At 63.1% G+C, this 13,512-nt stretch carries 14 protein-coding genes; 10 read left to right on the top strand and 4 right to left on the bottom strand.

Features of this window, described 5'->3' with window-relative positions:
• The first annotated feature begins 14 nt into the window (after positions 1–14).
• The 9 genes from QEP12_RS07485 to QEP12_RS07525 all read left to right on the top strand — a co-directional run bounded on the left by QEP12_RS07485 (position 15) and on the right by QEP12_RS07525 (position 7,109).
• A complete protein-coding gene (locus tag QEP12_RS07485; RefSeq protein ID WP_174862628.1) occupies positions 15–653 on the top strand; it encodes a YitT family protein in 639 nt (212 codons plus the stop codon).
• A 65-nt stretch (positions 654–718) separates the two neighbouring features.
• Positions 719–1,150, top strand: coding sequence for a hypothetical protein (locus tag QEP12_RS07490; protein ID WP_284213855.1), 432 nt, complete (start codon positions 719–721; stop codon positions 1,148–1,150).
• 94 nt (positions 1,151–1,244) lie between these two features.
• The gene (locus tag QEP12_RS07495) at positions 1,245–1,568 is read left to right on the top strand and encodes a hypothetical protein (RefSeq protein ID WP_174862626.1); all 324 of its coding nucleotides are present in this window, start codon (positions 1,245–1,247) and stop codon (positions 1,566–1,568) included.
• Positions 1,565–3,013, top strand: a complete 1,449-nt coding sequence (locus tag QEP12_RS07500) for a TolC family protein (RefSeq protein WP_284213856.1) — start codon at positions 1,565–1,567, stop codon at positions 3,011–3,013. Before QEP12_RS07495 ends, QEP12_RS07500 begins: the two co-directional genes overlap by 4 nt.
• Positions 3,014–3,015: 2 nt before the next feature.
• On the top strand, positions 3,016–4,413 hold the full coding sequence (locus QEP12_RS07505) for a multicopper oxidase family protein (protein ID WP_284213857.1): 1,398 nt from the start codon (positions 3,016–3,018) through the stop codon (positions 4,411–4,413).
• Between the two features lie 12 nt (positions 4,414–4,425).
• Complete coding sequence (locus QEP12_RS07510; protein ID WP_174863367.1) at positions 4,426–4,911, top strand: cupredoxin domain-containing protein; 486 nt, start codon at positions 4,426–4,428, stop codon at positions 4,909–4,911.
• Between the two features lie 32 nt (positions 4,912–4,943).
• Positions 4,944–5,435, top strand: coding sequence for a DUF411 domain-containing protein (locus QEP12_RS07515; RefSeq protein WP_174863366.1), 492 nt, complete (start codon positions 4,944–4,946; stop codon positions 5,433–5,435).
• A gap of 18 nt (positions 5,436–5,453) precedes the next feature.
• Positions 5,454–5,816 (top strand): copper-binding protein, encoded by a 363-nt coding sequence (locus tag QEP12_RS07520; protein ID WP_284213858.1) that lies wholly within the window; start codon positions 5,454–5,456, stop codon positions 5,814–5,816.
• 69 nt (positions 5,817–5,885) lie between these two features.
• Complete coding sequence (locus QEP12_RS07525) at positions 5,886–7,109, top strand: leucine-rich repeat-containing protein kinase family protein (protein WP_284213859.1); 1,224 nt, start codon at positions 5,886–5,888, stop codon at positions 7,107–7,109.
• A gap of 136 nt (positions 7,110–7,245) precedes the next feature.
• Here QEP12_RS07525 and QEP12_RS07530 read toward each other — a convergent pair whose 3' ends face one another.
• Together QEP12_RS07530 and QEP12_RS07535 are read right to left on the bottom strand one after the other, a co-directional pair.
• Positions 7,246–8,070 carry a MetQ/NlpA family ABC transporter substrate-binding protein gene (locus QEP12_RS07530; protein WP_174863365.1) on the bottom strand — a complete coding sequence of 275 codons (825 nt, stop codon included), beginning with the start codon at positions 8,068–8,070 and terminating at the stop codon, positions 7,246–7,248.
• Between the two features lie 306 nt (positions 8,071–8,376).
• Complete coding sequence (locus QEP12_RS07535) at positions 8,377–9,219, bottom strand: MetQ/NlpA family ABC transporter substrate-binding protein (RefSeq protein ID WP_174863364.1); 843 nt, start codon at positions 9,217–9,219, stop codon at positions 8,377–8,379.
• A gap of 201 nt (positions 9,220–9,420) precedes the next feature.
• Here QEP12_RS07535 and QEP12_RS07540 point away from each other — a divergent pair, with 201 nt between their 5' ends.
• The gene (locus QEP12_RS07540) at positions 9,421–10,437 is read left to right on the top strand and encodes a P1 family peptidase (protein WP_431308072.1); all 1,017 of its coding nucleotides are present in this window, start codon (positions 9,421–9,423) and stop codon (positions 10,435–10,437) included.
• A 144-nt stretch (positions 10,438–10,581) separates the two neighbouring features.
• Here the strand turns inward: QEP12_RS07540 and QEP12_RS07545 are convergent, their stop codons facing one another.
• Positions 10,582–11,574, bottom strand: a complete 993-nt coding sequence (locus QEP12_RS07545) for a Bug family tripartite tricarboxylate transporter substrate binding protein (protein WP_431308073.1) — start codon at positions 11,572–11,574, stop codon at positions 10,582–10,584.
• 236 nt (positions 11,575–11,810) lie between these two features.
• Positions 11,811–13,472 carry an energy-dependent translational throttle protein EttA gene (ettA, locus tag QEP12_RS07550; RefSeq protein WP_219164232.1) on the bottom strand — a complete coding sequence of 554 codons (1,662 nt, stop codon included), beginning with the start codon at positions 13,470–13,472 and terminating at the stop codon, positions 11,811–11,813.
• Positions 13,473–13,512 lie beyond the last annotated feature (40 nt).

Raw genomic sequence — 13,512 nt, forward strand, 5'->3', positions numbered from 1 at the left:
AGATCCTTCGCACCATGAGCAAGCCCTCTCCATCGTCCCGCCCTGCTTCAGCGCCCAGCGCCCCGCCACCGCACACCACGCTTGAAGACGTGGCCGCCATCATCACCGGCGTGCTGCTGGTGTCCGTGGGAGTGGCTTTTTTCAAGCAGGCGGGGCTGGTTACCGGCGGCATGGCGGGCTTGGGCTTTGCACTGCACTACGCCACCGACATCGGCTTTGGCCTGTGGTTCTTCTTGCTCAACCTGCCTTTTTACTGGCTGGCCCTGCGCAAAATGGGCAGGGCCTTCACCTTCAAAACGTTCTGCACCGTGGGCCTGCTGTCGCTGGTGACGGAATTGCAGCCCCGCTTTTTTCATATCGACAGCATCCAAGCTCCCTATGCAGCAGTGGTGGGCGGCATGCTCATGGGCGTGGGCATGCTGGTGCTGTTTCGCCACCGCTGCTCCATGGGTGGCCTGGGCATTGCGGCGCTGTACCTGCAGCAGCGCTACGGCTGGCGCGCGGGCTATGTGCAAATGGCGTTGGACTGCCTGATTTTGCTCAGCGCTTTTTTCATTGTGGATACCGAGCGCGCCCTGTGGTCCATCCTGGCGGCCCTCACGCTCAACCAAGTGCTGTCCATGAACCACCGCCCCGGTCGCTATGGTGGATAAACCGTGTTGATGCCCTAAAACCATCTGCATGGAACTTTGGCACCACTCTGGCATCATTCCTACCTATGCGCCGCTTCTTGCCCCTGTTCATGATGTTGCTGCTGACCTTGCGCGGTCTGCTGGGCGACGCCATGGCCATGGGCAGCATGCCCAATGTGCCCCCCCACCAGCCTGCGGCCACCACGGTAGCGCTGGATATGCCCGCGCACGCAGCGCACCATGCAGCGCAAGCAGCCGATACCGGCGGTTCATTGCACGACACCAGCACCGACCACGGCAGCACACACTGCGCCACCACCACGGACAGCGCACCGGCCTGCGGTGGCAACCACCACAGCACCCCCTGTGCGGCGTGCGGCATCTGCCATTCCGTGCTTTCCACACCGACCGTATTAGCACCGCCTTCAAGCTTGCAGGCCCACGCACAACCGGCCAGCGGGCAGTCACGCTTTCTCAGCGCCACGCTGGTGCAAGCCATCAAACCACCCATCGCCTGAGACCTGATACCCAAAGTGCGTCCGCAGTTTGCCGTTTGCTGCATGCAAACACCGCTGCCGATGCTTGGTTCATCTTGTCGCAGGAGATTGCTGCATGCGCACCGCGCACCTTGCTTGTCTGTGGCTGCTCGCTTTCAGCAGCACCACCCCTTGGGCCATGGCCCAAACACCGCCCACCTCTACCCTTGCAGCCGCTGAAGCGATAGCACCGCAGCGCGCGCTGGTTCACCCGCCGCTGCCTACCAGCAGCGCGGTAATTGCGGCCCCTCAAGACTGGCGCCCTGCCAATGCAGCAGTCGGTGAATTTCCACGGGGTCACGCCGATGTGCTGCGCTGGGAAGCCGCGCAGCAAGCCGTAGCCCCAGCTGCCCAGCCAGATGCAGCAGCGGCACAGCATGGGCACGGAGGCCAGCCATGAAGCGCCGCATGCTCCGTCTCTCCACCCTGATTGGCGCGCTGGTGTTAGCCGGCTGTGCCAGCGTGGCCCCCGATGGGCTGCGCAGCGCAGTCAACGCTCACACTGCCGCGCGCCTTCCGGCGGGCAGCAGCCTGCCCACGCCCGAAGCCAGCGCCACTGCGGTGCAACAGCAAGCCACCGAGGCACAGATCGCCCAGTGGCTGAGCCAACCGGTCGATGCCGACACGGCCGTGCGCATCGCCCTGCTGCGCAGCCCCAGCCTGCAAGCCCAGCTGGCACAGCTGGCCCGCCAGGATGCGCAGCGCGCCCAGGCCCTGACCCTGTTCAACCCCACGCTGACGCTGGGGCGCTTCGTCAACGGCCATGAGCGCGAGATCGAGCGCCAGCTCAGCCTCAACCTGGTCCAGCTCATCACCCTGCCGTGGCGCAGCCGCTGGCAAGGCTGGCAGCTGGAGCAGGCCACGCTCACCGCCGCCCAGCAGGTGCTGCTGCACGCCGCCGACACCCGCCGCGCCTGGCTGCGGGCCGTGGCCGCGCAGCAAAGCCTGCTGGCGGCCGAACGCATGCACGAGGCCGCCGCAGCTGGTGGCGAGCTGGCCCGGCGCATGGCCCTGGTCGGCAACTTCAGCAAGCGGGAGCAGGCCCAGGAGCTGCGCGTGCAGCACGACGCCGCCGCCCAACTGGCCCGCGCCCGCCTGAACGCGGCCCTGGAGCGCGAGCAACTGGCCCGCCTGATGGGCCTGTGGGGGCAGCAGGCCGACTTTGCCCTGCCGGACAGCCTGCCACCCCTGCCCAAGGGCGAGGCCCTGCACACCGGGGCCGATGCCGAGGCCACCGCTCTGCGCGAGCGCCTGGACGTGCGCGCCCTGCGCCGTGAGCTGGACACCACGGCCGATCGCCACGGCTTCGCCCGCGTGGGCGCGCTGTTTGGCGACATCGGCGCCAGCTACAGCCGCAACACCACCACCGACCGCGCCACACGCAACGACGAGGTCACGCGCGGCTGGGAGCTGGAGCTTCCCCTGCCCCTGTTCGACTGGGGTGGCGTGGCCGCGGCCGGCGCACGCGCGCAGTTGCAGCACCGCAGTGCCCAGCTGCGCAACGCGGCCCTGCAGGCGCGCAGCGAGGCGCGCACCAGCTGGCTGCGCTACCGCACGGCCTGGGACCTGGCCCAGCAGCAGCGCACCGAGGTATTGCCTCTGGCCCAGCAGATGCAGGAGGAGGCCGTCTACCGCTACAACGGCATGTTCATCAGCACCTGGCAGCTGCTGGCCCAGGCCCGCGCCACCACCCAGGCCGTGGCCACCGCCACCGAGGCCCAGCGCGACTTCTGGCTGGCCGATGTGGACCTGCAACTGGCGCTGTACAGCACCTCGCCAGGCGCAGGGGCTGCCCGCCTCTCGAGCCCGGCCACACCGTCCGAATCCCCTGCACAAGGCCACTGAGCATGAACCGCCGCAATTTCTTCACCGGCGCCGCCACCGCAGTGGCTGCTGCCTCCGTCAGCCGGGTCGCCATGGCGGCCCTGCCCGAACCTGTCCTGCAAAGCAACGCCGACACGGCCGCGCCGCTGACGCCGCCCAATGGCCGGCCCTACCACCCGGTGGTCACCTTGAACGGCTGGACCACGCCCTGGCGCATGAACGCCGGCGTCAAGGAGTTCCACCTGGTGGCCGAACCCGTGGTGCGCGAGGTCGCACCGGGCTTTTTCGTCAACATGTGGGGCTACAACGGCCAGTCGCCCGGACCGACCATCGAGGTGGTCGAGGGCGACCAGGTGCGCATCTTCGTCACCAACCGCCTGCCCGAGGCCACCACCATCCACTGGCACGGCCAGCGCCTGCCCAATGGCATGGACGGTGTGGGCGGGCTGAACCAGCCACACATCCCGCCGGGCAAGACCTTTGTCTACGAGTTCACGGCGCGCCGCCCCGGCACCTTCATGTACCACCCGCACTCGGACGAGATGGTGCAGATGGCCATGGGCATGATGGGCCTGTGGATCACCCACCCGAACGTGCAGGCCAAGGGCCGCCACCCGCTGATTGCCGACGTGCAGCGCGACTACGCCTTCCTGCTGGCCGCCTATGCCGTGGAGCCTGGGGCGATGACGCCGCGCATCAACGAGATGACGGATTTCAACATCTGGACCTTCAACAGCCGGGCCTTTCCGTCCATCACGCCGCTGGTGGCCAAGCAAGGCGACAGGGTGCGCATCCGCGTGGGCAACCTGACCATGACCAACCACCCCATCCACCTGCACGGCCACGAGTTCGAGGTCACCGGCACCGACGGCGGCCCCGTGCCCAAGTCCGCCCGCTGGCCCGAGGTGACCACCGACGTGGCCGTGGGCCAGATGCGGCAGATCGAGCTGATCGCCGACGAGCCCGGCGACTGGGCCCTGCACTGCCACAAGAGCCACCACACCATGGGCGCCATGGGCCACAACGTGCCCACCATGATTGGCGTGGACCACCGCGGCCTGGTGGGCAAGATCCAGAAAATCGTGCCCGACTACATGCTGATGGGCGAGCGGGGCATGGGCGACATGGGCGCCATGGAAATGCCCCTGCCCGACAACACCTTCCCGATGATGACGGGCCAAGGCCCCTACGGGAACATCGAGATGGGCGGCATGTTCACCACCTTCAAGGTGCGCAAGCACCTGGGTGCCAACGACTACGGCGACCCCGGCTGGCACACGCAGCCCCCGGGCACCCAGGCCTACGCCTGGCAGGGCCAGCCGCTGGAGGCCGGCGCGCCCCGGCAAACCCCACCAGGCCAATCGCCGGGCGCACCCAGCGTGCGCAAACCCGAGTCCAGCAACGGCCACGCCCAGCATTAAAGGAATGCACCCATGAAAACTCTGAAATTTATAGCTATCAGCGCTTTACTGACACTCGCTAACACTGTTTTTTCTCATGGCAATGAAAGCCATGCGCCAGCGAGCCTCATGGTCAAAGAACAAAAAGCCTGGGGGATTGCCGGCGATGCCAGCAGCGCTGTGCGCACCATCACCTTGAACATGACCGACGACATGCGCTTTAGCCCCAACCACTTCAGCGTGAAGCGCGGTGAAACCGTGCGTTTGCATGTGGTCAACCAAGGGCAAATCATGCATGAGGTGGTGCTGGGCACGCAGGCCAGCCTGCATGAACATGCACAGATGATGCTGAAGTTTCCCGGCATGCAGCATGCCGAGCCCTATATGGCCCACGTGGCCCCCGGCACCAGCGAAGACCTAGTGTGGAACTTCAACCGCAGCGGCAGTTTTGAGTTTGCCTGCCTGATCGCGGGCCACTACCAAGCTGGCATGACCGGCACCTTCACCGTTACGGAATAACGAAATCACCTCCAGAGAGAAAGGAACTCCCCATGACCACCCAGAAAACCACCCGTCGCCACGCCCTGCACCTGCTGGCGGCTGCCGCAGGCATGGCCGCCCTGCCTGCGCTGGCAGCATCGCACGCCAAAATCCCCATGGAAGTCTGGAAAGACCCCAACTGCGGCTGCTGCAAGGACTGGATCGTGCTGATGGAGCAAGCCGGCTTCAGCGTGAAAGTACATGACACGGGCAACACCGCCGTGCGCGCCAAGCTGGGCTTGCCCGCGCAATACGGCTCTTGCCACACCGCGCTGGTCGGCGGCTACCTGGTCGAAGGCCATGTGCCCGCCGCCGACGTGCACAAGCTGCTCAAGGACAAGCCCAAGGCGCTGGGCATTACCGTGCCCGGCATGCCGATTGGCAGCCCCGGCATGGATGGCCCCGAATACGGCGGCCGCAAAGACCCGTACGACGTGCTGCTGGTGAGCAAAAACCTGATGGGCAACAACGTCAACGCCCGTGTCTTCACCAGCTACCGCTAAACACCAGGAGTGCACACCATGACCAGTGGGTTCACTTTGCGCGCTGCCACCAGCGCTTTGGGGCTGTTGCTGGCGACCAACCCCGCAGCCGCCCAAAACCCTGCGGACCACAGCAGCCATGCGGCCCCAATTGCCAGCGTTGCTGCGGGCGCCGCCCTGACCGAAGGTGTCATCACCCGCGTGGATGCGCGCAGCGGCAAGCTCACCATCCGCCACGGTGAAATTGCCAATCTGGGCATGCCACCCATGACCATGGTGTTCGGCCTGAAAGACCCCGCCCAGGCCCAAACACTGCAGCCCGGCACCAAGGTGGTTTTCCGTGTGGAAGACACGGGCGGCGGCAACTTGCTGATTACGCACATTGAAGCCGTAACCCAGTAAACCCCGCCAGCAACCGCCGGCACCACCCTGCGGCCCCGTGCATGCAGCTGCGCCTACACTGGCGCCTGCATGCATACCCTTGACGATTTACATAGCGGCGCACTGGCTGGCGCGCGCCACGTGCGGCTCACCCACCTGGGCCTCACCGAATTTCCCCGCCAACTGTTCCATCTGGCCGACACGCTAGAGCTGCTGGATCTGTCCGGCAACCTGCTCACCAGCTTGCCGGACGACTTCTCGCGCTTTACGCAGTTGCGCGTGCTGTTTGCCTCCAACAATCCCTTCACCACCCTGCCCGCTGTGCTGGGCCAGTGCCCGCAGCTGGAAATGGTGGGCTTCAAAGCCTGTCAGCTTGCCCACATCCCCGAAAACAGCCTGCCCGCACGCCTGCGCTGGCTGATCCTGACCGACAACCAGCTCACCGCCCTGCCCGCCAGCCTGGGCCAGCGCCCCCGCCTGCAAAAGCTGATGCTCTCGTGCAACCAGCTCACGGCCTTGCCAGACCTGCGTGACTGCACCCAGCTGGAATTGCTGCGCCTGGCCAGCAACCAGTTCACCCGCATTCCAAGCCAGCTCTTGGAGTTGCCCGCCTTGGCCTGGCCTGCAGTCGCCGGCAACCCGGCTACCCAAAAAAGTGAGCTGCAAGCGCTTTGTGCATCTGCGCAAAAGACCATTTCTTATCAAAACCTGCAAGTGCATGAACTGCTGGGCGAAGGCGCCAGCGGCCACATTTACCGCGCCCTACGTACCGACACAGGGCAGGCGATTGCGCTCAAAGTGTTCAAAGCGGCATGGACCAGTGACGGCACACCGCAGTCCGAGCTGGCTGCCGGCATGGCCGCAGGCCAGCACCCTCACCTGCTCACGCCGCTGGCACAGGTACACGGCCATCCGCACGGCCAACTGGCCATGGCCTTGCCACTGCTGGCCGCAGGCTGGCAGAACCTGGCGGGGCCACCCAGCCTGTCCAGCTGCACGCGCGATGTGTATGCGCCCGGCACGTGCTTCACACCCGCCACCGCCCAGCGCCTGCTGGCCTGTGTACGCAGCGCGGTGGAGCATTTGCACGCACGGGGCGTGCTGCACGGCGATCTGTATGCGCACAATATTCTGTGGCAGCCCACCACGGGCGAAGCCATCTTGAGCGACCTGGGCGCCGCCGCCCTCACGCACGCGCTGCCCGCGCAGCAGGTGGCACAGCTACAAGCCATGGAATGGCGCGCTTTTGCCCACCTGCACGCCGAAGTGATGGCGCGCTGCCACGCTGAGAGGCCGCAGTTTTCACGGTTTTGATAGCTGCCATCGCTTATGCAGCAAGCGCTGGCAGCTGTTTTCCTTCAAAACTAGCCAGACCCCCTGCATCTGCCTCACAAAAAAAGGGCAGCCTCCCAGGCTGCCCCTAATGCGTTCCCTCTACACACCCACTGGTTTATTGCAAAAAATCAGGCTTGGCGTAACCCGCAAACTTGGTATCCACTACCTGCTTGAACGCGGCAGAGCGGAAAGCCGCTTCCAAGTCCTTGGCCCATTGGGCGCCCTGGTCCTTGGTTTTCACGGCCACCACGTTCAGGTAGTGCTCCGGGGTTTTCTCCAGCAACACGGCATCCGTGAGCTTCAAGCCCGAAGAAATCGCAAAGTTGCCGTTGATGATGGCGTACTGCGCGTCATCCAGAGAGCGCGGCAGGTGCGCTGCATCCAACGGCAGCAGCTTGATCTTTTTGGGGTTGGCGGCCAAATCCAGCTCCGACACCCGCAGCGGGTTCACGCCCTCCTTGAGCTTGACCAGCCCCGCTTGCTGCAGCAACAGCAGCCCACGTGCCAGATTGCTGGGGTCGTTGGGCAACGCCACCTTGTCGCCCTCCTTCAAATCCGCCAAGCTTTTGCGCTGCTTGGAATACACACCCATGGGCGCAATCGGCCCTTGCACCAGCGCCTTCAGATCCAGCTTGCGGTCGCCCTTGAACTGGTTGAAATACACCTCGTGCTGAAAAAAGTTGGCGTCCAGCGAACCATCGGCCAGCGCCAGATTGGGCTGCACGTAGTCGTTGAACTCCACCAGCTTGACCTTGTAGCCCTTGGCAGTCAGCAGCGGCACGATGCCGGCCTGCAGCTGGTCAATGTTGGAGCCCGCTGTGCCGCCAATCACCAGCTGTTTTTTGCTGGCGTATTGCGCCATGGCAGGGGCTGCGGCCCAGGTGGCCAGTGCCAAAGTGGTGGCCAACAGTACGCGGCGCTGGGGTTGAAAAATAAACATGGTGTCTTGCCTCCGGTCGGTTGTGCATCGCGCGATGTGGGCAAACCTGCTGTACGCCGCGCTGATGAAGTGCAGTATCGGCAAACATCTTTCAAACCCAAACCAATAAAAAATAGATCACATATTTCTAATTGATATATAGAGAGGCATTGGATGGCTGCTTCACTGCAGGCCATGGCGGCATAGCCGGGGTAACAACGCTTGGGGATGCGGAGTGGCATAAGGCCGCTGGATGCCAACCACGCACAAAAAAAGCTGCCTCACGGCAGCCTTTGGGGGATGGGGCAAGCGCTGAAGCGGCGCTGCTTACTGCAAGAAAGCAGGCTTCATATAGCCCACAAACTTGGTGTCCACCACCTGCTTGAAAGCGGGTGAGCGGTAGGCCTCCGCCAAATCCTTGGCCCACTGGGTGTTCTCGTTACCGGCTTTCACAGCCACCACGTTCAGGTACTGGTCTGGCGTTTTCTCCAGCACCACGGCTTCGCTCAGCTTCAGGCCCGAAGACATGGCGAAGTTGCCGTTGACCACCACAAAGTCCGCGTCTTCCAGGGCGCGGGGCAGGTGGGCCGCATCCAGGGGCAGGAACTTGAGTTTGTGCTTGTTCTCGGCCAGGTCCAGCTCGGATACGCGGGCGGGGTTCACACCGTCCTTGATTTTGATCAGGCCTGCGTTTTGCAGCACCAGCAGCGCGCGCGCCAGGTTGCTGGGGTCGTTGGGCAGGGCCACGCGGGCACCGCTCTTGAGGTCGTTGATGCTCTTGAACTTCTTGGAGTACACGCCCATCGGCGCCACAGGGCCTTGCACGATGGCGCTCAGCGCCAGCTTGCGGTCTTTGGTGAACTGGTCAAAATAAGCGCGGTGCTGGAAAAAGTTGGCGTCCAGCGAGCCATCGTCCAGCGCCAGGTTGGGCTGCACGTAGTCGTTGAACTCGATCAGCTTGACGCTGTAGCCCTTGGCCTTGAGCTGGGGCACGATACCTTCTTGCAGCAGGTCGTAGTTGGAGCCAGCAGTGGCGCCAATGCGCAACTGCTTTTTGGCCGCGTCTTGGGCCATGGCAGGCACGGTGAAGGCACCGGCCAGCGCCAGCACAGCAGCAGTCAGTACAGCGCGGCGGCCAGCGCCAGCCTTGGAGGAAAAGCGATCAGACATGGTGACTCCCTAACAATGTGTGGTGAAGCGGCCTTGGGCAAAAATGGCTGTGCACATACCCTGCTGACAGGGCTGGCACCGATTTCAGCGACCGTTTATCGGCCTGCCAGTATGCCCGCACCAAGGGCAAACCCTAAAGACAAAATCGCCATCTGTTTATCTAAAAATCGAATAAGCACCTCCTCAAAAAGAATGTCAGCCATGCATCAACCATTGCTCGCCCACTGCGGCCACATCGCCCAAGTGCAAGGAATTCAAGTGGGGCATCACACCGACCCGCGCCGCCCCACAGGCTGCAGCGTGGTGCTGTGCCCCGCAGGGGCTGTGGGCGGCGTGGATGTGCGCGGCGCAGCGCCGGGCACCCGGGAGACCGATTTGCTCCACCCCAGCAATTTGGTGCAAGAGGTACACGGCATCGTGCTGGCGGGCGGCAGCGCCTGGGGGCTGGACAGCGCCACCGGCGCCGTACGCTGGCTGGAAGCGCAGGGCGCTGGCCTGCCCATTGGCATAGGCCGCATTCCGCTGGTGCCTGCCGCCGTGCTGTTCGATGTGATGCTGGGGGATATGACGGTGCGCCCCGACGCAGCAGCGGGCTACGCGGCCTGCCAAGCCGCCAGCAGTGACCGCCCCGCCGAGGGCAGCGTGGGTGCCGGTGCCGGCGCGGTGGTGGGCAAGGTATTTGGCTGGCAGCGCGCCATGAAGGGCGGCATTGGCACAGCCAGCGTCACCGTGCATGGCGTGACCGTGGGGGCGCTGGTGGCCTGCAATGCGCTGGGTGATGTGTACAACCCATTCAACGGCGCACTGATTGCGGGCGCACGCACGGCCGATGGCACCGCCTTGCTGAATACGCGCGACGCCTTGCTGCGTGGTGAAGAAGCGCAGCCCATTTTGGCGGGCAGCAACACCACCATCGGCGTGGTGGCTACCGATGCCATCCTCAGCAAAGCCCAGGCCCACCGTTTAGCCGTCACCGCGCACGACGGGCTGGCACGCACCATCAACCCCGTGCACACCATGAGTGATGGCGACACCCTGTTTGCACTGGGCACCGGCCACACCGGCAAAACGCTGGGCATGATGACACTGAGCACCATGGCCGCCGAGGCCGTGGCGATTGCCACCGCGCGGGCGGTGCTGCTGGCGCAGTCGGTCAGCGTGCCGGGCCAAGCGCCCCTGCCCAGCTGGCAAGACTGGCAGCGCCACGCCTCCGCCTGAGCCAGCGCCTGCACGCACCGCCCCCCACTACAGATAAAAAATAGCTGCCTGCGCTCGATAATCATTGGTTTCCAATAAGAAACTATCAGAAACCCTTGATACACCTGCGCTGGCAGCTATGTTTTTTAAGTTTCAAGAAACGTCTCAGTCCACCGTCGCGCCCGAGGCCTTGACCACCGGCGCCCAGGTTTGCACCTCCTGGCGGATGAAGTTGCTGAAGTCCTGCTGCGTGTTCTTTTGCGACACGGCCCCCAGCTTGGCATAGGCCTGCTGCACCTCGGGCTTGTCAAAGGCCGCGTTCATGGCCTTGTTCAGCTTGTCGACCACCTCTTTGGGAGTGCCTTTGGGCGCGATCAGGCCAAACCACGAGGTCACATCAAACGGTGCCACACCGCTTTCTTCCAGCGTGGGTACATCGGGGGCCGAGGGCGAACGCGTTTTGGTGGTCACCGCCAGGGCCTTGAGCTTGCCGGACTGCACATGCGGCCACGAGGCGGGCATGTTGTCGAACATGAACTGCACCTGCCCGCCAATCAAATCCGTCACCGCAGGCGCGCTGCCTTTGTACGGAATGTGCTGGGTTTTCAGGCCCGTGCGCACCTTGAACATTTCACCCGCCATGTGGATGGAGGTGCCACTGCCCGATGAGGCGTAGGAAATTTTGTCGTTGTTGGAGCGCGCCCAGTCAATGAATTCTTTGACGTTGTTGGCCGGCACGCTGGGGTGCACCACCAAAATATTGGGCACCTTGGCGCCCAGCGCCACCGCCTCAAAATCGCGGTTCAAATCGAACTTCACGTTGGGGTACAGGGTCTGGTTGATGGCACTGGTCACCGCCACGAACAACAGGGTGTAGCCATCGGGGGCCGCGGCCTTAACGGCTTCGGTGGCGATGTTGCTGCCACCACCAGGACGGTTTTCCACCACGAAGGACTGCCCCAGAGACTCGGTCAACTCCTTGGCCATGATGCGTGCCACCACGTCCGTGGTGCCGCCTGCTGAAAAGCCCACCACAATGCGCACCGGCTTGCTGGGGTAGTCACTAGCCGCCCAGCCCGTACCCAAGGTCATACAGGCCAGCGCCCCAACGCCCAACTGGGCAAACCAACGACGAGAAGGCGAAAAAGCAAAGCGCATACGGAAAGTCTCCTGAAGATTGGTGGAATCACGTTGCCCGCCAAGGCTGCAGCCTTGACTGGCATCAAGCAGACTTTTATACAAACCCCAGCTCGGTTTGCCCGAGGGGGTTAACCCGCTCTGACGCACACAGAATGCGATGGCCTGCTTCGCAGGCACGCGAATTTGCGAGAAAACTTGCCCATCCGACGCAAAAAAGGCCCCCGAAGGAGCCTTTTGCTGCATCAAGCGCCCAATTACTTGAGGGCTTTGTAGCGGAAGCGCTTGGGGGCTGCGCCCTCTTCGCCCAGGCGCTTCTTCTTGTCGGCTTCGTACTCTTGGTAGTTGCCGTCAAAGAACACCCACTGCGAATCGCCTTCGGCGGCCAGGATGTGCGTGGCGATACGGTCCAGGAACCAGCGATCGTGCGAGATCACCATCACGGTCCCGGCGTATTCCAGCAGCGCGTCTTCCAAGGCACGCAAGGTTTCCACGTCCAAGTCGTTCGAGGGCTCGTCCAGCAGCAACACGTTGCCGCCCTGGATCAAGGTCTTGGCCAGGTGCAGGCGACCGCGCTCACCACCGGAGAGCATGCCCACCTTCTTTTGCTGGTCTTGGCCGTTGAAGTTAAAGCGACCTGCGTAAGCACGCGAAGCCATGGTGAACTTGCCCACGTTGATCATGTCCAGACCACCGGAGATGTCTTCCCACACGGTCTTGTCGTCGGCCAACGCATCGCGGTGCTGGTCCACGAAGGCCATCTTCACGGTTTGGCCGATTTCCACGGTACCGGAGTCAGGCTGCTCCTTGCCAGCGATCAGCTTGAACAGGGTCGACTTACCGGCGCCGTTCGGGCCGATGATGCCGACGATCGCACCTGCGGGAATGTTCATCGACAGGTTGTCGATCAGCAAACGATCGCCAAACGCCTTGGACACATTCTTAAACTCAATGACCTTGGAGCCCAGACGTTCCGCCACAGGAATGAAGATTTCCTGTGTTTCGTTGCGGCGCTGGTATTCGTAATCGCTCAATTCCTCAAAGCGTGCAATACGCGCCTTGGACTTGGCTTGGCGGCCCTTGGAGTTTTGGCGCACCCATTCCAATTCCTTCTTCAAGGCCTTGGCGCGGGCTTCTTCACCCTTTTGTTCGGCTTCCAGGCGGTTGCCCTTCTGGATCAGCCAGTCGGAGTAATTGCCCTTGTAGGGGATACCGTGGCCACGGTCCAGTTCCAAAATCCACTCAGCGGCGTTGTCCAAGAAGTAACGGTCGTGGGTAATCGCCACCACAGTGCCGGAGAAGCGGTGCAGGAACTGCTCCAGCCAGTCCACAGACTCAGCGTCCAAGTGGTTGGTAGGCTCGTCCAGCAGCAGCATGTCGGGCTTGCTCAGCAGCAGCTTGCACAGCGCCACACGGCGCTTTTCACCACCGGAGAGCAATCCCACCTTGGCGTCCCATGCGGGCAAACGCAGTGCATCAGCTGCAATTTCCAATTGGTGCTCAGAGTCAGTGCCTGCTGCAGCGATGATGGCTTCCAACTCACCTTGCTCGGCAGCCAACGCGTCAAAGTCGGCGTCCTCTTCAGCATAGGCTGCGTACACCTCTTCCAAACGAGCCTTGGCACGATTCACATCGGCCATCGCCTCTTCCACCGCTTCGCGCACGGTGTGCTCAGGGTTCAGTTGGGGTTCTTGGGGCAGGTAGCCAATCGAGAGCCCCGGCATAGGGATCGCTTCGCCTTCAAATTCCTTATCGACCCCGGCCATGATCTTCAGCAGCGAAGACTTGCCCGAGCCGTTCAGACCCAGCACACCAATCTTGGCGCCGGGGAAAAACGACAGCGAAATGTCCTTCAAGATCTGGCGCTTGGGAGGCACCGTCTTGGTCAGGTGGTTCATCGAAAAGACGTATTGAGCCATGTGTTTGTCAACAAATTCTTGTAGAAAAATAAAAATTTGG

The sequence above is a fragment of the Comamonas jiangduensis genome, assembly GCF_030162955.1.
Lineage (GTDB): Bacteria > Pseudomonadota > Gammaproteobacteria > Burkholderiales > Burkholderiaceae_C > Comamonas > Comamonas jiangduensis.

Coding starts and splice junctions, on each gene's coding strand:
- QEP12_RS07530 (WP_174863365.1), bottom strand. CDS start 8,070: ATGTTTATTTTTCAACCCCAGCGCCGCGTACTGTTGGCCACCACTTTG.
- QEP12_RS07490 (WP_284213855.1), top strand. CDS start 719: ATGCGCCGCTTCTTGCCCCTGTTCATGATGTTGCTGCTGACCTTGCGC.
- QEP12_RS07510 (WP_174863367.1), top strand. CDS start 4,426: ATGAAAACTCTGAAATTTATAGCTATCAGCGCTTTACTGACACTCGCT.
- QEP12_RS07535 (WP_174863364.1), bottom strand. CDS start 9,219: ATGTCTGATCGCTTTTCCTCCAAGGCTGGCGCTGGCCGCCGCGCTGTA.
- QEP12_RS07515 (WP_174863366.1), top strand. CDS start 4,944: ATGACCACCCAGAAAACCACCCGTCGCCACGCCCTGCACCTGCTGGCG.
- QEP12_RS07525 (WP_284213859.1), top strand. CDS start 5,886: ATGCATACCCTTGACGATTTACATAGCGGCGCACTGGCTGGCGCGCGC.
- QEP12_RS07545 (WP_431308073.1), bottom strand. CDS start 11,574: ATGCGCTTTGCTTTTTCGCCTTCTCGTCGTTGGTTTGCCCAGTTGGGC.
- QEP12_RS07495 (WP_174862626.1), top strand. CDS start 1,245: ATGCGCACCGCGCACCTTGCTTGTCTGTGGCTGCTCGCTTTCAGCAGC.
- ettA (WP_219164232.1), bottom strand. CDS start 13,472: ATGGCTCAATACGTCTTTTCGATGAACCACCTGACCAAGACGGTGCCT.
- QEP12_RS07540 (WP_431308072.1), top strand. CDS start 9,421: ATGCATCAACCATTGCTCGCCCACTGCGGCCACATCGCCCAAGTGCAA.
- QEP12_RS07500 (WP_284213856.1), top strand. CDS start 1,565: ATGAAGCGCCGCATGCTCCGTCTCTCCACCCTGATTGGCGCGCTGGTG.
- QEP12_RS07520 (WP_284213858.1), top strand. CDS start 5,454: ATGACCAGTGGGTTCACTTTGCGCGCTGCCACCAGCGCTTTGGGGCTG.
- QEP12_RS07505 (WP_284213857.1), top strand. CDS start 3,016: ATGAACCGCCGCAATTTCTTCACCGGCGCCGCCACCGCAGTGGCTGCT.
- QEP12_RS07485 (WP_174862628.1), top strand. CDS start 15: ATGAGCAAGCCCTCTCCATCGTCCCGCCCTGCTTCAGCGCCCAGCGCC.